We start from the raw sequence: 18925 nt of genomic DNA on the forward strand, positions 1-18925 counted from the left end.
AAGGAGTGTTGTCGTGAGGATCGTGCTGGTGGGCCCGCCGGGTGCGGGCAAGGGAACGCAGGCGGCGCGGCTGTCCGAGCGCCTCGGCGTGCCCCACATCTCCACCGGCGACATCTTCCGCGAGAACATGAAGAACGAGACCGAGCTCGGCCAGGAGGCCCAGCGCTACGTCGACGCCGGCGACCTGGTGCCCGACGAGGTCACCGTCCGCATGGTCAAGGACCGTCTCGCCCAGCCCGACGCCGCGGAGGGCTTCCTGCTCGACGGCTTCCCGCGCAACACGGCGCAGGCCGAGGAGCTCGCGAGCGTCCTCGGCGACCTCGGCCAGCGCCTCGACGCGGTGCTCGTGTTCGAGGTCGACGACGAGGAGCTCGTCAAGCGGCTCACGGCCCGCGGGCGCTCCGACGACACCGAGGAGACCATCCGGCACCGCCAGGAGGTCTACCGCTCGGAGACCGAGCCGCTGATCGAGCACTACCAGGACATCGCCGTGCGGGTCGATGCCGTCGGCACCGTCGACGAGATCACCGACCGCGCCACCGATGCGCTGGCCGACGAACCCGACGACTGAGTGGGCCACCCGAGCCGCCGCCGGACCGGTCTCACCGAGGCGGTCTCCGCCGGGGTCGGCGGTCTCGCCGACCGTGTGCGGGGGCGCCTCGTGGAGATGAAGACACCCGGGCAGATCGAGGCGATGCGTGCCGCCGGTCTCGTCGTGGCCTCGGCGCTCGCCGCGGTCACCGAGGCCGCAAGGCCGGGTGTCAGCACCGCCGACCTCGACGAGGTCGCCGAGGCGACGATCCGCGAGGCCGACGCCGAGCCCTCGTTCCTCGGGTACCAGGGCTTTCCGGCATCGATCTGCGCGTCGGTCAACGAGCAGATCGTGCACGGCATCCCGTCGCGCGAGCTCGTGCTCGCCGACGGCGACCTGGTCTCGATCGACTGCGGCGCGATCCTCGACGGCTGGCACGGTGACGCGGCGGTGACGCTGCTGGTCGGCACCCAGCGCGCGGACGACGTGATGCTGTCCGCAGCCTGCCGGTCGGCGATGGAGGCGGGGATCGCGCGGCTGGTGCCGGGCGGCCGGCTCGGCGACGTCGGGCACGCGGTCGAGGAGGAGGCCCGCCGTCGCGCCGACGGGGACGGCCGCGAGTACGGGATCGTCGCCGACTACGGCGGGCACGGCATCGGCACGTCGATGCACATGGAACCGTTCGTCCCGAACGTCGGTCGGGCCGGCACCGGGATGCGCCTGCGCAGCGGGATGGTGCTCGCGATCGAGCCCATGCTCACCGCGGGCACCGACGAGACCGAGGAGCTCGAGGACGGCTGGACCGTCGTCACCGCCGACGGCAGCCGGGCCGCGCACTGGGAGCACTCGGTCGCGGTCACCGACGACGGGCCCCGGGTCCTCACCGCACCGGCGTCCTGACCGCGCTCCTTCTGCGCGGGCGCCGGTGGCGGCGGCGAGGGGAGCGAGGGACGCCCTGGGTGCGTGGGGCGTAGTGAGGGTGACCCTCGCTTCGGGGCCGGTGGCGCCGGCGCCCCGGGTGGCGCGTCAACCTCTTTCGGATAGCGGAACTATCCGCTCGCTGTTATCGTGGACCCGTTCCGAGGGAGACGGGGTGGTCGTGGTGGCTTCCGAGCAGATGCGGGTGGCCGACGCCGAGCGCGAGCACGTGGCGACGGTGCTGGCGCAGGCCCACGCGGAGGGGCGTCTGACGCTCGCCGAGTACGACGAGCGCGTGCGTGCGGCGCACGGCGCGGTACTGCGCGCGGATCTGGAGCCGTTGACGGCGGACCTGCCGTCCTCGCCGGTCGCGGCGCCGCCGGCCTCGTCGCCTCGTCGCGTGCCCTCGCGACTGCGCCCGGCCGTCGCCGTGTGGGCGGCGGTGTCGGTGGTGAACCTGGTGATCTGGGTGGCCGTGTCGGTCGGGTCGGGCGAGCCGGTGACACCCTGGTGGCTCTGGGTCGCCGGGCCCTGGGGCGTCGTGCTCGCCCTGCAGGCGCTCGCGATGCGGGCCGGGTTCGCGCCGCCGATGCCGTTCGGCTATGGGTCCTTCCGGCGGTGATAACCCCCCGGTGACGAGGCTCTCGACACGCCGCGCGTACACTTGATGGCTGGTGCGCGTGTCGTGCCGGTGCCCGCGCGCGTGTGCGTCACGGACATCGAGACGCCGCGTTCCGGTCCCACCGGCTCCGCCGCTCCCGAGCGGGGGAGCAACGCGGGACGACAGCGTACGTCGATAGGAATGCGGAGGACATGGCGAAGAAGGACGGCGCCATCGAGGTCGAGGGCCGGGTCATCGAGCCCCTGCCCAACGCGATGTTCCGGGTGGAGCTCGAGAACGGGCACAAGGTCCTGGCGCACATCAGCGGCAAGATGCGTCAGCACTACATCCGGATCCTCCCCGAGGACAAGGTCGTCGTGGAGCTGTCGCCCTACGACCTGTCGCGCGGCCGGATCGTCTACCGCTACAAGTGATCCAGACAGCAGCGAGGAAGAGGACGTGAAGGTCCAGCCGAGCGTCAAGCGCATCTGCGCGAAGTGCCAGGTGGTCCGCCGTCACGGGCGGGTCATGGTCATCTGCGACAACCTGCGCCACAAGCAGCGCCAGGGCTGACGCGCCCGCCCAGGGCACCGCGGGCCGACGCGCCCGCACTCTCCAGATACCTCCCCGCACCTACGTCGGCACAGACCCGGCGGAGCACCCCCGGCACGGGAGGCCGGGGCCCGGACCGTCACGGTCCCGGGACGGGCGGGGAGCCAGACCTCCCGGACGACACGAGGAGCACGTCGCCCCATGGCACGACTCGCCGGCGTCGATCTCCCCCGCGAGAAGCGGATGGAGATCGCGCTGACCTACATCTTCGGGATCGGCCGCAGCCGAGCCCGCGAGATCCTCACCGAGACCGGCATCGACTTCGACCTGCGGTCGAAGGACCTGTCGGACGCGGACGCCGCCACGCTGCGCGCGTACATCGAGAACAACTTCCGGGTCGAGGGCGACCTGCGCCGTGAGGTCCAGGCGGACATCCGGCGCAAGGTCGAGATCGGCAGCTACCAGGGGCTGCGGCACCGCCGCAACCTGCCGGTGCACGGGCAGCGGACGAAGACCAACGCCCGCTCGCGCAAGGGCCCCAAGAAGACGGTCGCCGGCAAGAAGAAGGCCGCGCGCAAGTAGTCGGCGCGCCCTCCACCCCCTCGAAACGGAAGAGAAGAGATGCCACCCAGGACTCGCCAGGGCGCGGCCGGGGCCAAGAAGGTCCGTCGCCGGGAGAAGAAGAACGTCTCCCACGGCCACGCGCACATCAAGAGCACGTTCAACAACACGATCGTCTCGATCACCGACCCGACCGGCAATGTCATCAGCTGGGCCTCGGCCGGCCACGTGGGCTTCAAGGGCTCGCGCAAGTCGACGCCGTTCGCCGCGCAGATGGCCGCGGAGAACTGTGCCCGCAAGGCCGCCGAGCACGGGATGAAGAAGGTCGACGTCTTCGTGAAGGGCCCGGGCTCGGGCCGCGAGACCGCCATCCGTTCGCTGCAGGCCGCGGGCCTCGAGGTCGGCACCATCGCCGACGTCACGCCGCAGCCGCACAACGGCTGCCGTCCGCCGAAGCGTCGCCGGGTCTAGGCCGGCCGGAACAGGGAGGAGACACCACGATGGCCCGCTACACCGGCCCCGCCACCCGCAAGTCCCGCCGCCTCAAGGTCGACCTGATCGGTGGGGACAAGTCCTTCGAGCGTCGCCCGTACCCGCCGGGGCAGCACGGCCGGATCCGCATCAAGGAGTCCGAGTACCTGCTGCAGCTGCAGGAGAAGCAGAAGGCCCGCTTCACCTACGGCCTGCTCGAGAAGCAGATGCGCGCCTACTACGAGGAGGCGAACCGTCGCGAGGGCAAGACCGGCGACGAGTTCCTCAAGCTCCTCGAGTCGCGGCTCGACTCGGTCGTCTACCGGGCCGGCCTCGCGCAGACCCGTCGTCAGGCCCGCCAGCTCGTCGGGCACGGCCACTTCCTGGTCAACGGCCAGAAGGTCGACGTCCCCAGCTACCGGGTGACGCAGTACGACATCATCGACGTCCGGGAGAAGTCCCGGAACATGCTGCCCCTCGTGGTGGCGAAGGAGAACTTCGGCGAGCGCCCCGTCCCGGGGTGGCTGCAGGTCGTCCCGGACTCGCTCCGGGTGTTCGTCCACTCGCTCCCGGAGCGGTCGCAGATCGACACGCCGGTCCAGGAGCAGCTCATCGTCGAGTTCTACTCGAAGTAACCAGCAGTACCCCGGCCCGAGCAGCCTGCTCGGGCCGGGTCGGGTTCGGCGTCAAATAGCGGACGCCGCATCGGAAGGAAACGCGCACGTGCTGATCTCTCAGCGTCCCGCTCTGTCCGAGGACGCCATCGACGACACCCGTTCCCGGTTCGTCATCGAGCCGCTGGAGCCGGGCTTCGGTTACACCCTCGGCAACTCGCTGCGTCGCACGCTGCTGTCGTCCATCCCGGGCGCGGCCGTGACCAGCATCCGTGTCGACGGGGTCCTCCACGAGTTCACCACCGTTCCCGGGGTGAAGGAGGACGTCACCGACATCATCCTCAACCTCAAGGAGCTCGTCGTGAGCTCCGAGGAGGACGAGCCGGCCACGATGTACCTGCGCAAGCAGGGCCCCGGCACCGTGACGGCGGGCGACATCGTCCCGCCGGCCGGCGTGACCGTGCACAACCCCGACCTGCACATCGCGACCCTGAACGACCAGGGCCGCCTGGAGGTTGAGCTGGTCGTCGAGCGTGGCCGCGGGTACGTCCCGGCCGCCCAGAACAAGGCCTCCGGCGCCGAGATCGGCCGCATCCCGGTCGACTCGATCTACTCGCCGGTGCTCAAGGTCAGCTACAAGGTCGAGGCGACCCGCGTCGAGCAGCGCACCGACTTCGACAAGCTGATCCTCGACGTCGAGACCAAGCCGTCGATGACCCCGCGCGACGCCATCGCGTCCGCCGGTCGCACGCTGGTCGAGCTCTTCGGGCTGGCCCGTGAGCTCAACGTCGACGCCGAGGGCATCGAGATCGGGCCCTCGCCCGCCGAGGCCGACTCGATCGCCGCGTTCGCGATGCCCATCGAGGACCTCGACCTCACGGTCCGGTCCTACAACTGCCTCAAGCGGGAGGGCATCCACACCGTCGGCGAGCTCGTCGGCCGGTCGGAGGCCGACCTGCTGGACATCCGCAACTTCGGTGCGAAGTCCATCGACGAGGTCAAGATGAAGCTGGCCGGGCTGGGCCTCGCGCTCAAGGACAGCCCGCCCGGGTTCGACCCCTCGGCCGCGGCGGCCGACTACCCGTCCGAGGGCTTCGAGTCCTACGGCTCCGACGGCGGCTTCGGCGGCTACGGGGTCGTGGACGACGACGGCCAGGACTACGCCGAGACCGAGCAGCTGTAGCAACCCAGCAACTCTGACGTGCTGCCCCCTCCCCGGCCCGCCCCACAGATCGTGGGCGGGGCCGGGGAGGAAAGGCGTCACGAGACAGGAGCAGTGACATGCCCCAGCCCACCAAGGGCCCGCGGCTCGGGGGCTCCCCCGACCACCAGAAGCTGATGCTGGCCAACCTGGCCACGTCGCTGTTCACCCACGGGCGGATCCACACCACGCGGGCCAAGGCCGAGCGCCTGCGTCCGTACGCGGAGCGGCTGATCACCAAGGCCAAGAAGGGCGGCCTGCACAACCGTCGTCTCATCGCGGAGCAGATCCGCGACAAGGACGTCGTGCACCGCCTGACGGCCGAGATCGGCCCGTTCTTCGCGGACCGTCCCGGCGGCTACACGCGGATCATCAAGACGTTGCCCCGCAAGGGTGACAACGCGCCCATGGCCGTCATCGAGCTGGTGAACGAGCGGACCGCGTCGGCGGAGGCCTCGCAGGCCACCCGCACCGCCGCGGCGCCGCAGACGTCGTCCGGCCCGGGCGCCGAGGTCGGCGAGGCGGCCACCGGTGCGGCCGCGACCGCGGCGACGATCGCGGCGGCGGAGGAGACCTCCGAGGAGAACGTCTCGGAGGACACCTCGTCGCAGGAGACCACCGGCTCGACCGGCTCGACCGACTCGACCGATGAGGTCCCCGAGGAGATGGCCGAGAACGCGGCGGCCAACGCCGGTCTCGACCCCACGGACGACTCGTCCGGGTCGTCCGAGTCGTCCGGGTCGTCCAAGGGCACGACGGACGACAAGTCCTGACCGACAGCACCACTCCGGGTCCAGCTCCCCCATCGGGGTGCTGGTCTGATCGCTCCGTGTCCCGCCGCGAGCCCGCTCCCGACGCCGGGAGCGGGCTCGCGGTGCCCGTGCGTCGTTTCCGGCTCGACCTGGCCTATGACGGCACCGACTTCTCCGGCTGGGCGCGCCAGCCGGGCCTGCGCACGGTCCAGGGCGTCCTCGAGGACACGCTGGCGACGACCTGGCGGGTGCCCGTCGCGCTGACCGTCGCGGGCCGCACCGACGCCGGGGTGCACGCCGACGCGCAGGTCTGCCACGTCGACCTGCCGGAGACGGTGGCGATGCACCCGGGGCTCGTCGGCCGGCTGGCGCGAATGCTGCCACCGGATGTCAGGGTCCGATCCGTGGTTCCGGCGCCGGACGGGTTCGACGCGCGCTTCTCGGCGTTCCGGCGCCACTACCTCTACCGCGTCAGCACGGCTCCCTGGGGCCCCGAACCGTTGCGCGCCCGCGACACCCTGCGCTGGCCGCGCCCGCTCGACGTCGACGCGATGAACGAGGCCGGCCGGGGCCTGCTCGGCGAGCACGACTTCGCCGCCTACTGCCGCCCGCGCGCCGGCGCGACGACCGTGCGGGAGCTCCAGCACCTGGAGTGGACCCGCGAGCCCGACGAGACCGATGTCCTCGCCGCGCGCGTGTCCGCCGACGCGTTCTGCCACTCGATGGTCCGCTCGGTGGTGGGCGCGCTGCTCGCCGTCGGCGAGGGCCGGCGCCCGGTCTCGTGGCCCGGGGACCTGCTCGCGGCGCGCGAACGCTCGAGCGAGGTCACGGTCGTCGCCGCCCGGGGCCTGCGCCTCGTCGGGGTCGACTATCCCGACGACGCCGACCTCGCCGCCCGCGCCGCCGCGACCCGCCGCCGCCGCGACGAGCACTGAGACGTGTCAGCGACGTGGCGTCGCAGACACTCAACGTCCGTAACGCCACGCGCTCACGCGGGCGATCGGTCAGGAGCCGCTGCCGTAGGGGCGGGTGAGGATCTCGAGGTTGTGGCCCTCGGGAGAGTCGAAGTAGGCGCCCTGGCCGCCGTCGTTGGTGTTGTGCCCCGGCCGGCGGTGACCCGGGTCGGCGAACGTCGGCACGCCGCGGTCGCGCAACCGCCCCGCGATCACCCCGAACTCCTCGTCCGGGACGAGGAAGGCGTAGTGCTGGGGATGCGGTGCGGCCACGGTCATGAAGTCGAGGCTCGTGCCGTGGGCGACCTCGACGACCGTGAAGGGACCGAAGTGGTACGGCGCGGGCAGCCCGAGGACCTCGGCGAGGAACGCCGCGCCGGCGTCCGGGTCCGGGGACTCGACGATGGTGTGGTTCAGCTCGATGCTCATGCGACCGAGCGTCCGACCTCGAGCAAGGTCGAGGTCAAGGGACGGCGACCGCGATCGTGCCGTCCGCCTCGACGCGGCAGGGGTGGGCGACCAGGTCGCAGCCACCCGGGTCGAGCCCGCGGCCCGTGGCGACGTCGAACGTGTAGCGATGGTTGGCGCAGGTCAGGACGCTGTTCGAGATGCTGCCGCGCTCGAGCGGCCACGCGCGGTGCGGGCAGCGGTTGTCGTACGCCCGGACCTCGCCGTCGACGTGCACCAGCAGCACGCGCTGCCCGCCCGCCATCACGGCGGTCATCGTGCGGTCGCGTAGGTCCGAGAGCGTCAGGACGGGCGTGAAGGTGGTCTCGGGCATGGCGGCTCCCCGTGACGTGGTGACCCCGATCACCCTAGTCGCCGCGGCGGACCGGACCGAGGATCGCCGTCTCCTGCGGGCCGGTGACGAGGTCGACGCGTCGCCACAGGTTGCGGCCGAGGAGGACGACGCCCCGGTCGGGCAGGGTGCGCAGGGTCTCGGTCATCGCCGGGGACAGGCGCCAGAGCCGCCCGGCGAGCTCGGCCTCGTGCGGCGGGAGCCGCTGGATGAGGACGAGGTCCGCGTCGTCGGCGAGATCGGAGACCGCGGGGACGAGGGAGGGCAGCACGACGAGCGTCGTCTGCCGCGGCCGTCGCGCCGACTCCGGGCCCCGGGCGGTCGCGCCGCGGTCGTGGACGACGAGCAGCGGGTCGCCGTCGGGCACCGCGAGGTCGGCGGGGGGTTCGCCGACGACACGGACGCGGTCGTCGGCGGCGTCCCGCACCGCCTCCCACACGGGCGGGCGCCCGGTGACGACGACCGCGCTGGTCCCCGTCCCGACCGTGCGCAGGGTGACCTGCCGGGCGAGGTAGAGCCCGCCGAGCAGCACGGCCCGTGTCGGGGTGGGCCGGACGAGGCTCACGGCCACCGGCTCGCCGTCCCGGTCGGCGCCGAGCACCACCCCCGCGGGACGCACGGGGGGACCCAACGTGTCGACGAGGGCGGGCGGCACCGAGAACGTCGGCGCGAGCTCGGGGTCGGCGCGGGTCGGGGCCGTGCGGCCGAGCGCGCCGGGGGGCTCGGTCACGACTGGGCCCCCAGCGGGAGCGTGGCCGCGAGCCCGGCGGCGTGCTGACCGTCGAGCGCGTCCAGGGCGACCCCGAGTGCGCGCCCGCGGGCGACGAGCTCGCGGCCGGACTCCTCGAGCGCGTCGGGGGTGTCGGCGGTGAGGCGCACGGTGCCGCGGAGCCCGACGGCACCGCCGGACCGCGGATCGGGCTCCAGGGTGAGCGCGAGCGTGCACGTCCGGCCTGCGGTGGCGGTGAGGCCGGTGAGGCGCTCCGCTCCGGCGGGCCAGCCCGTGACGGCGTACGCCGCGTGCCCGACCTCGCCGACGACGACGGCCTTCCAGTGCTCGACGAACCGGGGACTCTCGCCCCCCGTGTCGGCAGCGTCCGTCGCGGCGTCGAGGACCTCGTCGGCGGCGAGCGGGCGGACGGGAGTGCCGTGGTCGGCCAGCACCCGTCCGATCCGCGCGAGCGCCCCCACCACGGCCCGGTGGGCGCCGAGGACGCTGCCGCCGCGCTCGGCGACCGCGTCGGGGCAGCGCGCCGGGTCGAGCCGCACGACGAGCCACGCCTCGCGTCGCGCCAGGGCCGGCAGGCTTCCCAGCACCTCGCGGTAGGCCTCGGCCGCCGGGCTGTCGTCGCGCACGGGGCGGCAGTGCCACAGCGCGCTCACGGCGTCGAGCACCACGCCCCGGTCGGCCAGGCACCCGGCGATCGCCGCCAGCGGGAACGACGCCCGATCGTCCGGAACCAGGCCCCCGGCACCGTCCCCGCCCGCCGGGTCGAGCGCCAGCACCGCGCTCCACCCGCCGCCGTGCCCGACCAGGCCCACCTCGCGCCCGTCGTGGTCGCGCGCGCGGGCGACGGTGAGGTCGCCGGCCAGCAGACGCAACGTGCGCAGGCGCGGGTCGATGTCGTCGACGGCCTGCTCGGGCTCCCGCTCGCGGACCCGCACCCGGAAGCGCAGCGCCAGCCCGATCCAGTGCACGAGCCACCGCCGCCGGACCCGCAGCAGCCCGACGAGCAGGCCCGCGGACAGCACGACCCCGGCCAGCGGCAGCAACCGACGGTCGACCGCCACCAGCGCCACGGCGATCGCGAGCCCGACCTCGACCACGACGATGCCGACGAGCGGGATCCGGCCCAGCGAGGGTCCGGGCGGCCGGCGGTGCGCGGTCAGCAGGGTCATCGCGCGGCCCTTCGGCGCCGGGCGACGAGGGCCGCCGCCACCACCAGAGCAGCGCCGCCCGCGATCCATCCGACCGGCGAGGTGCTCGGCACGGGCGCCCTCGCGGGCGCGGGCCGCACCTCGGGCCCGGTACGCGGCGGGCCACCGCGCACGGCGGCGGCCGCGTCGAGCACGCCGTAGCCGACGGCGTCGTCGCGGGCGCCAGGGACGAGCCCGGGCGTCGGCGACGCGGAGCGGACCAGCGCCGCCGCGATCTCGCGCGCCGGCGTCTCCGGCGAACGGGCGCGCAGCAGCGCCGCTGCCCCGGCGACCCGCGCCGCGGCGAAGCTCGTGCCGACCAGGGGCGCGGTGGTGCCGTCGGGGGCGGTGAGCCCGGTGGTCAGCCCGTCGCCGCGGGCCGCCAGCGACGCCGGGGCGCGGCCGGGCGCGGCGAGGTCGACCCACGGCCCCGCGAGCGACGACGGGTCGGGCGCGCCGGCGTCGTCCACCGCGCCGACCGCGAGCACGTCGTCGCCGAACCAGGCCGGCACCGGGATGCTCCGCACGTCGGCGCCGGTGTTCGGCGCGCACCCGGGCCCCGTGTTGCCCGCGGCGGCGACGACGACCACGCCCCGGTCGACAGCGTCGCGCACCGCGGCGCGCAGGGCACCCAGCGCGGGTGCGTCGGCGGGGTCGGCGACCTGGTCCGGGGTGCGGCACGCGGCGAGGGCGATCGAGAGCACCCCGACGCCGGGGGTGTCGGCGGCGTGGCGGACCGCCCGGGCGAGCGTGGTGACGTCACCGGCGCCGTGGAACGCGCTGGTCTGCCGCACCGCGAGCACCCGCACGCCGGGCGCGACGCCGACGAGCAGGTCGCCCGGGGCGGCGTCGGCGGCGAGCACCCCGGCGACCGCCGTGCCGTGCCCGTCGCAGTCGTCGCGGCCGTCGGAGCCCGCTACGAAGTCGCCCCCGTCGACCACGCGGGGGCCGAGCCGTGGGTGCGCGGCGACACCGGTGTCGATCACGGCGACGGTCTGCCCCTCGCCGCGGCCGTCGGTCCACGCGGCGGCCGGGTCCGGGCCGGGCGGGAGGTCGCCGATGCCGAACCCCGACGGCGCCGGCGGGATCGCCGCGGGGCAGGGCGCGAGGCGTCGCGCGCCGGGGACGCCGTCGGGGGCCGGGTCGAGCGCGGCGAGGGCGGCGGGGTCGGGCGCGGGCGGGACCGGCGCGGTCGAGGCGGCGGCAGGCGGGGCCCCGAGCAGCGCGACGCTGAGCACGGCCGCTCCGACGCGGGAGATCACAGCAGCCGCATCGCCGTGTAGAGGTCCATGACCGCGAGCGCCACCGGCAGCACCGCGGCGATGCCGATCGCCTCGGCGATGTCGACCGCCCGCCGCGCGACCGGCGAGAACCGCCGCCGGGGCACCACGACGCCGAGGGCCAGCGCGCCCGCCCCGGCCGCGAGCGACACGACGGGCACGGCGAGCACCGCCACGAGCGCCGGCGCGGCGAGCAGCCAGCCGATGAGCAGCCCGGCCGCGGCGAGCAGCGCGCACGCGAGCAGCGCGACCGCCTGCACGCCGTTGGCGTAGGTGCGCGAGCGCAGCCCCAGCAGGATGGTGAGCAGCACCGCGAGGACCCAGCCGGCGATGCCTCGCCATCCGGTGACCGGGGCGAGCGCCAGCACCGTGACCGCCCCGGCGGTGACGACCCCGCACCCCACGACCAGGCCCGACAGCGCGGCGTGGGCGCGGTCGGCGCGGCGTTCGATGTCGGCGTGCTCGGCGACACCGGGGTCGTCGGCGAGCTCCTCGGCCGACCCCGGCACGCGGGGGAGCGGGAGGCGGGCGAGCGCGATGCCCGTGCGGGGCAGCAGCGCCGACGCGAGGAGCGCCAGCGCGCCGACCCCGGCCGCGACCCCGGCGGCGTCGCCCGCGTCCACGACCGTCGCGACACCCGCGGCGACGACGAGCAGCACGGCGGCGGTGAGCGCTCCGAGCAGCGCGGCGACCCCGGTGCGCCCGGCCCGTCCCAGCGCGAGTAGGCAGACCGCGGCCACGGCCGCGGCGAGGGCGGCGCCGAGCAGCAGCTGGGGCGCACCGGACGTGGCGGTCAAGGGCCCGGGCGTGCTCCACGGCACCGCCGCGACGCCCGCGACCGCGGCCAGCGCCACCGCGCCGAGCGCGAGCACCGAGCCCGCACCCGTCTCGTCGAGCACCCGGGTGCAGACGGCCGCGAAGGCGAGCGCGAGGAGGGCGGCGACCCCCGCGACGGCCGCGGTGCCGAGCCCGCCCGCGGTGCCCGGCGCGCGCCCGACCACGACCAGGGCGAGCACCGCGCCGGCGAGACCGAGCGCGAGCCCGCACAGCCCGAGCACTCGCGCGATCGCGGGCCCCCACGCCCGGTAGCTTGCCGGTGTCGCCTCGGCGACGGCGTCGACGACGTCGTCGAACAACGGCGGCGGGGCGGCGTCGGCACGGCGGCGCAGCACGAGCTGGTCGCCGTCGAGGACACCGAGGGAGGCCAGCGTGCGCGCGGGGTCGACCGGACCCTGGCCCAGCGGCGCGAGCGTCCACCCGCCGGACCCGCGCCCCCCCGATCCCGACTCGCCGGTCATGTCCAGCAGGACGGGCAGGAGGTCGGCGAGCGGCACGTCCGGCGGCACCGCGACGTCGACGCGGGTGCGCGGCGCGAGGACCGACACCCGGCTCGCCGCGGCCACCGCACCCGATCCGGCCGGCAGCGACGGCGACGTGCGGGTCCCGGGCAGCGCCGCGTTCCGGCTCGTCCGGGCGGTGCCTGTCATGCGCTCCTCCCCGCTCGGGGATCTGCTCGGGGATCTGTTCGTGATCTTCGGGCGGTTCGTCGAGACGGACCCGGCGCGGGCCGCGGCTCCCTAGTATGGCCGCACCGTCGGGGCGGGTGGTGCGATCTCCAGGAACGGGGGACGGGCGGTGGGCACACGGGTCTTCCGGCGCGCCGCGCGCCAGTCCCCGCCCGAGGTCCCCTCCGGCGAGGTCCACCTCGAGGCGCCGCCGGAGATCCCCCGAGCGACGCCCACCTCGCCGCTGCTGCGGGTGTTGCCGCTGCTCATGGTGGTCGGCTCACTCGGGTTCATCGTCGTCATCGGCGTCGACAACCCGACCTCGTGGCTCTTCGGCGGGATGTTCGCGCTCTCGACGCTGGGCATGGTCGCGGGCGGCGTGACGCGGGGCGGGGCGCAGCGGCGGGCCGAGTCCGACGAGGACCGCAAGGACTACCTGCGCTATCTGGCGCAGATGCGCCGGCGGGCCCGCGAGACCGCGGTCGAGCAGCGCCGGGCCCTCGAGTGGACGCATCCCGATCCCTCGGCGCTCGTGGGCCTGGCCCGGGGGGCGCGGATGTGGGAGCGCCGGCCGTCGGACCCGGACTTCGCCCACGTGCGCGTCGGGCGCGGCTCGCAGCGCCTCGCCACGGCGCTCGTGCCGCCCCAGACCGGCCCGGTCGACGACCTGGAGCCCGTCGCCACCGTCGCGCTGCGCCGGTTCGTGCGCACCCACTCGATCGTCCCGGACCTGCCGACCGCGGTGTCGCTGCGCGCGTTCGCCTCGGTGGCGGTCGCCGGGGGCGACGTGGAGGCCCGCCGGGGCCTGGTGCGGGCGCTCGTGGCGCAGCTGGTCACCTTCCACAGCCCCGACGACCTCGTCGTCGCCGTCGCGGCGACGGGCCCGGCGCGCGCGGAGTGGGAGTGGGTCAAGTGGCTGCCCCACGTCGCGCACCCGCGCCTGTCCGACGGGGCGGGGCCGGTGCGGATGGTGACGTCCTCGCTGGCCGGCGTGGAGTCGTGGCTGGCGCCGGAGCTGGCCGGGCGGGGGCGGTTCACCCGCGGCGCCGCGCCGGCGGCGGACACGCGCCACGTCGTCGTCGTCCTCGAGGACGCGGAGGTCCTCGGGTCCGAGCAGATCCTCCTCGAGGAGGGCTTGTCCGCCGTCACGCTGATCGACCTGTCCGACACGCTCGGCACGCTGACGTCGCGGCGCGGGCTCGGGCTCGTCCTGGACCTGGACGGTGACGGGCGGATCGGGGCGGTCGGGCGCCAGGGCGTCGAGTGGTTCGGACGCCCCGACGCCCTGGGCGCCGCGGAGGCCGAGGCGCTGGCCCGGCGGCTGGCGCCGTGCCGCACGCCCGCGGTGGGTGGCGGTGACGAAGAGCCGCTGCTGACCAGCCCCGGGATCCTCGAGCTGCTCGGCGTCGACGGCGAGCCGGACACCTTCGACGTCACCGCCTCCTGGCGCCCGCGCCCGCTGCGCGACCGCCTGCGCGTGCCGTTCGGGGTCTCGGCGGACGGCGAGCCCGTCGACCTCGACATCAAGGAGGCCGCGCAGGAGGGCATGGGCCCCCACGGGCTGTGCGTCGGCGCCACCGGCAGCGGCAAGTCGGAGCTCCTGCGGACGCTGGTCCTGGGCCTGATCACCACGCACTCGTCCGAGACGCTCAACCTCGTGCTCGTCGACTTCAAGGGCGGCGCGACGTTCGCGGGACTCGCCCCGGCGCCGCACGTCGCCGCGGTGATCACCAACCTCGCCGACGACCTGAGCCTCGTCGACCGCATGCACGACGCGCTGGCCGGAGAGATGCAGCGTCGCCAGGAGATGCTCCGCGCCGCGGGCAACCTCGCAGGAGTCACCGAGTACGAGCGCGCGCGGGAGAACGGTGCCGCGCTGGAACCGCTGCCGACGCTGTTCGTCGTCGTCGACGAGTTCTCCGAGCTGCTGAGCCAGAAGCCCGACTTCGCCGAGCTGTTCGTCGCGATCGGGCGGCTGGGCCGCTCGCTGCAGATCCACCTGCTGCTGGCCTCGCAGCGTCTCGAGGAGGGCCGGCTGCGGGGCCTCGACTCGCACCTGTCCTACCGGATCGGGCTCAAGACGTTCTCGGCGTCGGACTCCCGCGCGGTGCTCGGCGTCCCGGACGCCGCCGAGCTGCCGGCAGTGCCCGGGTCGGGCTACCTCAAGGTCGAGTCGTCGACCATGATCCGTTTCAAGGCGGGCTACGTGTCGGCGCCCCACCGCGCCGTGGGGCGCGTCGTGCCCGACGAGTCCCCGCTGCCCCGCGAGATGCGCCCGCGGCCGTTCTCGGCGCGGTGGGTGGAGCCGGCGGCGCCGACGGTGCCCGACGGCAACGGGCACGTCCCGTCCGGTGGACCGCCCGCCGTGATCGGTCCCCGTGGTGGGACCCCCTCCGTGCTCGACGTCGTCGTCGAACGCCTGCGCGGGCAGGGGCCGCCCGCGCACGAGGTGTGGCTCCCGCCGCTGGCCGACCCGGCCACCCTCGACGCGCTGCTGCCGCCGCTGACCGCGACGCCCGACCGGGGGCTGACTGCGCCCGGCTTCCCCGCCAACGGCGCGCTCGCGGTGCCGGTCGGGATCGTCGACCGGCCCTACGACCAGCGCCGTGACGTGCTGTGGGCCGAGCTCGCGGGGGCCGCGGGGCACGTCGTCGTGGCGGGCGGGCCGCAGTCGGGCAAGTCGACGCTGCTGCGCACGCTCGTGGCCGCGGCGGCGCTGACGCACACCCCGGCCGAGGTGCAGTTCTACGCCGTCGACCTCGGCGGCGGCACGCTCGCCGGCCTCGCCGGACTGCCCCACGTCGGGTCCGTGGCCGGACGCGGCGAGCCCGATCTCGTGCGCCGCACCGTCGCCGAGGTCGCCGCGCTGCTCGCCGGCCGCGAGCGCTGGTTCCGCGAGGTGGGGCTCGAGTCGATGGCCGATCTGCGCGCCCGCCGCAGACGGAGCCACGAGGGGAGCACGCCGACAGGGGAGTTCGACGACCTCCTCCGGCGCCGCGGCGAGCTCGCCCACGGCACGGGCGGCAGCGACATGCTCGGTGACGTCTTCCTCGTCGTCGACGGCTGGCACGCGTTCCGCAGCGAGCACGAGGCGCTCGAGCAGACGGTGATCTCGCTGGCCACCGCGGGGCTGTCGTACGGGGTGCACGTCGTCATCACGGCCAGCCGGTGGGCCGAGCTGCGCCCGGCGCTCAAGGACCTGCTCGGCACCCGGTTCGAGCTGCGGCTCGGCGACCCCTCGGAGTCCGAGGTCGACCGTCGGGTCGCCGCGGTCGTGCCCGCCGGGCGCCCGGGCCGCGGGCTGTCGCGGGAGAAGCTGCACGTGCTGACCGCGCTGCCGCGCCTCGACGGCGTCGCCGACACCGAGGACCTCGGGCGCGCGACCGGGGAGCTCGTCGCCCGCGTCGCGGCCGCCTGGAGCGGCACCGGGGCTCCGCGGGTCCGGCTGCTGCCCGAGCGCGTCGGGGTCGAGGCGCTGCCCGGGCCGGACGAGGGCGCGCCGCACCTGCTGCCGCTCGGGCTCTCGGAGGAACGGCTCGCCCCGGTGCTGCTCGACGTGGCCGCCGACCCGCACTTCGTCTGCTACGCCGACGCGGAGTCGGGCAAGACGGCGCTGCTGCGCGGGTTCGCCCACCAGATCGTCACCCGCTACCGGCCCGAGCAGGCCCGCCTGATGATCGTCGACTACCGCCGCTCGTTGCTCGGCGCGGTCGCGAGCGACCACCTCATCTCCTACACCTCCTCGGCGCAGGCGCTCACCGAGGCGATGACCGAGCTGCTCGGCTCACTGCAGCGGCGCCTGCCCGGACCGGACGTCACCCCCGAGCAGCTGCGCGCGCGGTCGTGGTGGACCGGGCCGGACGTGTTCGTCCTGGTCGACGACTACGACCTCGTCGCCGGCGCCGCCACCAACCCCCTCGCCGCTCTGCTCGACCTGCTGCCCCAGGCCCGCGACGTCGGCCTGCACCTCGTCGTCGCGCGGCGCGCGGGCGGCGCGGCCCGGGCGCAGTTCGAACCGGTGCTCGCCCGGCTGCGGGAGCTCGGCTCGCCCGGGATCGTCATGAGCGGCAGCCGGGACGAGGGCGTCCTGCTCGGCACCGTGCGGCCGGGCCCGCAGCCGCCGGGACGTGGCTGGCTGGTCTCGCGCCGCCACGGCGAGCGCCTCGTGCAGGTGGGGTGGCGGGACCCGGATCCCCCGATCACGGCCGCGCCGGGGGACCCGTGAGCGACGGCCCGGTCGTCGCGATCGACCTCGGGGTGACGACGGTGGCGGCGGCGGTCGACACCGGCCCCGACGACCGGTCGGTCGAGGCCGTCGACCCCACCGACCTCCCGCTCGACCTCGCCGCGGTCTTCGCGCCCGCCGACGGCACCGCGCTCGTCGTCGGCGGCGCCGCGCGCCGCCGCGCGCCCACCGACCCGTCGCGCTACGAGCCGACGCCCCGGCTGCGCGTCGACGAGCCCGACCTGCTGCTCGGGACCCGCGTCGTGGGGGTCTCCGAGGCCTGGGGCGCGGTGCTCGCCGAGGCCCTCGGCCGCGCGGGCCCCCTGCTGCGCGGCGGGCGTCCCCGCCACCTCGTGCTCACCCACCCCGCGGGCTGGGACACCGGGCGCCGCGAGGTGCTGCGCCGCGCCGGGTCGGGGCTCGCCGAGGACCTCACGCTGGTCGAGGAACCGGTGGCCGCGGCCGCCCACGCCGGGTGGATGCGCCCGCGGGGCACGGCGCGCCCCCGCCCGCTCGCGGTGCTCGACCTCGGCGCGCGCGGGGCGTCGGCGGCCGTGCTGGCGCCCGTGGCCGGCCGCTGCGGGGACGCGCGGGTGCTCGCCCGGCGCGACGACACCCGGTTCGGGGGTGACGACGCCGACGAGCTGCTGCTCGGGCACCTGCTGGGGTCGCTGCACGACGACCCGGAGGAGCTCGCCGGCGCCGACCGCGTGCGGGAGGTGGTCGCCGGCACGACGCTCGCCGACCGGCGCCACCGCCAGGTGCTGCTCGACGACGTGCGGGCGGCGAAGGAGCAGCTCTCGGACGCCGAGCAAGCGGCGGTCCCGCTGCCCGGGCGCGTCACCGCGGCGTGGCTGTCGCGCGGCGAGCTCGCCGAGGTCCTGCGCCCGGCGCTGCGCGGCGTGGTCGACCTGCTCGCCGACACCCTCGCCGACGCCGGCACCGGCCCCGAGCACCTCGACGGCGTCCGGGTGACCGGCGGCGGCGCCCGGATCCCGCTGCTCGCCGCGCTCGTGCACCGCGAGCTCGGCGTGCCCGCGACCGTCGCGCCCGAGCCGCGGTCGGTCGTCGCACACGGGGCGTTGGTGGTGGCGCGCGAGGACGCGGCGTCGCGGCGGGGTGGGATCCCCGCGCCGCGCTCCGCCCCGGCGGCCGTCGGGGCCCTCGCCGCCGGGGGGCTCCGGTCCGGGCCGCTGCTGGATCCGCCGACGGTCGAGTTCCCGCCCGCCCCGTCCCCCGGCGAGACGGACCCGACCGAGGATCTGTCCGGCGACCCCGCCTGGCTCACCCCGACCTCGTCGGAGCGCACGGACGTGCAGGTGCCGGTGCGCCGCGTCGAGCCACCCGAGGAGGCCACCGCCCCCGCGGAGCCGGTCGACGACACCGACCTGGTCGAGCCGGTGGAGGACGAGCCGCGCCGGCTGCCCGCCCGCCGGAACCTCCCCGCCCGCCGCCCCGCACCGACCCACGGACGGGTCGGCGTCGGCGCAGTGATCGTCGCCCTGCTGGCGGTCGTCGCGCTGGTCACCGTCGTCGTGCTCGGGGTCCGGGCGCTGCGGGGCCCGTCGGGCACCGGGATGGTCGTCGGCGGGCAGACGTTCGTCGCGCCGATCGGCTGGGTGCAGGCCGGCGGCGACCCCGGGGCCCGGCGCCTGCTGCTGCGTCCCGCGGGCGCACCGCGCGGCGCCGACCTCGTCGCGGTCCAGGAGAACCCGCTCGACGCCGCGAGCGCGGCGGACCCCGAGCGCGCCCGCGCCCAGCTCGCCGGGCAGTACGAGGCCGCGCGGGCCGGCGGCGACCCGGTGTCGGGCTACGAGGCGCGCGCCGAGTTCGGCGGCCGCGAGGTGGCCCGGTACCGCCAGGACCCCGCGCCCGGCGTCCGCGTCGACTGGTTCGTCGTGGTGTCCGCGCCGTCGATGGTCAGCGTCGGCTGCCGCCACGGCGTCGACGCCGCCGACGAGCGTCGCGTCCTCGCCGCGTGCGAGCAGGTCGTCGAGACGCTCGAACCCACCGGCTGAGGCGACTTCTCGCGACTTCTCCCGAA

The 18925-nt window shown here is 75.7% G+C and carries 19 protein-coding genes; 13 read left to right on the top strand and 6 right to left on the bottom strand.

Annotation, left to right across the window (positions count from 1 at the left end):
- Positions 1–13 precede the first annotated feature (13 nt).
- The 11 genes from AC2A1K_RS10465 to truA all read left to right on the top strand — a co-directional run bounded on the left by AC2A1K_RS10465 (position 14) and on the right by truA (position 7137).
- Positions 14–571, top strand: a complete 558-nt coding sequence (locus AC2A1K_RS10465) for an adenylate kinase (protein ID WP_483896243.1) — start codon at positions 14–16, stop codon at positions 569–571.
- A gap of 96 nt (positions 572–667) precedes the next feature.
- Positions 668–1432, top strand: a complete 765-nt coding sequence (map, locus tag AC2A1K_RS10470; protein WP_483896368.1) for a type I methionyl aminopeptidase — start codon at positions 668–670, stop codon at positions 1430–1432.
- A 193-nt stretch (positions 1433–1625) separates the two neighbouring features.
- Complete coding sequence (locus AC2A1K_RS10475; protein ID WP_483896244.1) at positions 1626–2072, top strand: DUF1707 SHOCT-like domain-containing protein; 447 nt, start codon at positions 1626–1628, stop codon at positions 2070–2072.
- 191 nt (positions 2073–2263) lie between these two features.
- Complete coding sequence (infA, locus tag AC2A1K_RS10480; protein WP_030532868.1) at positions 2264–2485, top strand: translation initiation factor IF-1; 222 nt, start codon at positions 2264–2266, stop codon at positions 2483–2485.
- 25 nt (positions 2486–2510) lie between these two features.
- Complete coding sequence (gene rpmJ / locus AC2A1K_RS10485; protein WP_018330934.1) at positions 2511–2624, top strand: 50S ribosomal protein L36; 114 nt, start codon at positions 2511–2513, stop codon at positions 2622–2624.
- A 180-nt stretch (positions 2625–2804) separates the two neighbouring features.
- Entirely contained in the window at positions 2805–3185 is a 381-nt protein-coding gene (gene rpsM, locus AC2A1K_RS10490; protein WP_483896245.1) for a 30S ribosomal protein S13, read from the top strand.
- A 39-nt stretch (positions 3186–3224) separates the two neighbouring features.
- Positions 3225–3635: a 30S ribosomal protein S11 gene (gene rpsK / locus AC2A1K_RS10495; protein WP_337707390.1), complete on the top strand. Its 411-nt coding sequence runs from the start codon at positions 3225–3227 to the stop codon at positions 3633–3635.
- Between the two features lie 29 nt (positions 3636–3664).
- Entirely contained in the window at positions 3665–4270 is a 606-nt protein-coding gene (gene rpsD, locus AC2A1K_RS10500; RefSeq protein WP_337707389.1) for a 30S ribosomal protein S4, read from the top strand.
- An 88-nt stretch (positions 4271–4358) separates the two neighbouring features.
- A complete protein-coding gene (locus AC2A1K_RS10505) occupies positions 4359–5432 on the top strand; it encodes a DNA-directed RNA polymerase subunit alpha (RefSeq protein WP_483896246.1) in 1074 nt (357 codons plus the stop codon).
- A 98-nt stretch (positions 5433–5530) separates the two neighbouring features.
- Positions 5531–6223: a 50S ribosomal protein L17 gene (gene rplQ / locus AC2A1K_RS10510; RefSeq protein ID WP_483896247.1), complete on the top strand. Its 693-nt coding sequence runs from the start codon at positions 5531–5533 to the stop codon at positions 6221–6223.
- 56 nt (positions 6224–6279) lie between these two features.
- Positions 6280–7137 (top strand): tRNA pseudouridine(38-40) synthase TruA, encoded by an 858-nt coding sequence (truA, locus tag AC2A1K_RS10515; RefSeq protein WP_483896248.1) that lies wholly within the window; start codon positions 6280–6282, stop codon positions 7135–7137.
- Between the two features lie 69 nt (positions 7138–7206).
- On the opposite strand, the gene AC2A1K_RS10520 is transcribed toward truA, so the two are convergent.
- From AC2A1K_RS10520 to eccD, 6 genes are read right to left on the bottom strand one after another with little or no spacing between them, the layout of a single operon-like run.
- Positions 7207–7584 (bottom strand): VOC family protein, encoded by a 378-nt coding sequence (locus tag AC2A1K_RS10520; RefSeq protein WP_483896249.1) that lies wholly within the window; start codon positions 7582–7584, stop codon positions 7207–7209.
- Positions 7585–7618: 34 nt separating this feature from the next.
- A complete protein-coding gene (locus AC2A1K_RS10525; protein ID WP_483896250.1) occupies positions 7619–7936 on the bottom strand; it encodes a Rieske (2Fe-2S) protein in 318 nt (105 codons plus the stop codon).
- Between the two features lie 34 nt (positions 7937–7970).
- Positions 7971–8684, bottom strand: coding sequence for a hypothetical protein (locus AC2A1K_RS10530; protein WP_483896251.1), 714 nt, complete (start codon positions 8682–8684; stop codon positions 7971–7973).
- Complete coding sequence (gene eccE, locus AC2A1K_RS10535; protein WP_483896252.1) at positions 8681–9853, bottom strand: type VII secretion protein EccE; 1173 nt, start codon at positions 9851–9853, stop codon at positions 8681–8683. The genes AC2A1K_RS10530 and eccE overlap by 4 nt, the downstream gene beginning before the upstream one ends.
- Positions 9850–11109 carry a S8 family serine peptidase gene (locus tag AC2A1K_RS10540; protein WP_483896253.1) on the bottom strand — a complete coding sequence of 420 codons (1260 nt, stop codon included), beginning with the start codon at positions 11107–11109 and terminating at the stop codon, positions 9850–9852. The genes eccE and AC2A1K_RS10540 overlap by 4 nt, the downstream gene beginning before the upstream one ends.
- A 20-nt stretch (positions 11110–11129) precedes the next feature.
- Positions 11130–12638, bottom strand: a complete 1509-nt coding sequence (gene eccD, locus AC2A1K_RS10545; protein ID WP_483896254.1) for a type VII secretion integral membrane protein EccD — start codon at positions 12636–12638, stop codon at positions 11130–11132.
- Between the two features lie 148 nt (positions 12639–12786).
- Here eccD and eccCa point away from each other — a divergent pair, with 148 nt between their 5' ends.
- A complete protein-coding gene (gene eccCa, locus AC2A1K_RS10550) occupies positions 12787–16881 on the top strand; it encodes a type VII secretion protein EccCa (RefSeq protein WP_483896255.1) in 4095 nt (1364 codons plus the stop codon).
- Entirely contained in the window at positions 16878–18899 is a 2022-nt protein-coding gene (locus tag AC2A1K_RS10555) for a type VII secretion-associated protein (RefSeq protein ID WP_483896256.1), read from the top strand. Before eccCa ends, AC2A1K_RS10555 begins: the two co-directional genes overlap by 4 nt.
- Positions 18900–18925: the final 26 nt, after the last annotated feature.

The sequence above is a fragment of the Actinomycetospora sp. 2LY8.5 genome, assembly GCF_057180585.1.

Bases quoted from the DNA above. Each gene is read 5' to 3' on its own strand.
- rpsK (WP_337707390.1), top strand. From the start codon at position 3,225: ATGCCACCCAGGACTCGCCAGGGCGCGGCCGGGGCCAAGAAGGTCCGT.
- rpsD (WP_337707389.1), top strand. From the start codon at position 3,665: ATGGCCCGCTACACCGGCCCCGCCACCCGCAAGTCCCGCCGCCTCAAG.
- rpsM (WP_483896245.1), top strand. From the start codon at position 2,805: ATGGCACGACTCGCCGGCGTCGATCTCCCCCGCGAGAAGCGGATGGAG.
- eccE (WP_483896252.1), bottom strand. From the start codon at position 9,853: ATGACCCTGCTGACCGCGCACCGCCGGCCGCCCGGACCCTCGCTGGGC.
- map (WP_483896368.1), top strand. From the start codon at position 668: ATGAAGACACCCGGGCAGATCGAGGCGATGCGTGCCGCCGGTCTCGTC.
- eccD (WP_483896254.1), bottom strand. From the start codon at position 12,638: ATGACAGGCACCGCCCGGACGAGCCGGAACGCGGCGCTGCCCGGGACC.
- AC2A1K_RS10520 (WP_483896249.1), bottom strand. From the start codon at position 7,584: ATGAGCATCGAGCTGAACCACACCATCGTCGAGTCCCCGGACCCGGAC.
- rplQ (WP_483896247.1), top strand. From the start codon at position 5,531: ATGCCCCAGCCCACCAAGGGCCCGCGGCTCGGGGGCTCCCCCGACCAC.
- AC2A1K_RS10525 (WP_483896250.1), bottom strand. From the start codon at position 7,936: ATGCCCGAGACCACCTTCACGCCCGTCCTGACGCTCTCGGACCTACGC.
- infA (WP_030532868.1), top strand. From the start codon at position 2,264: ATGGCGAAGAAGGACGGCGCCATCGAGGTCGAGGGCCGGGTCATCGAG.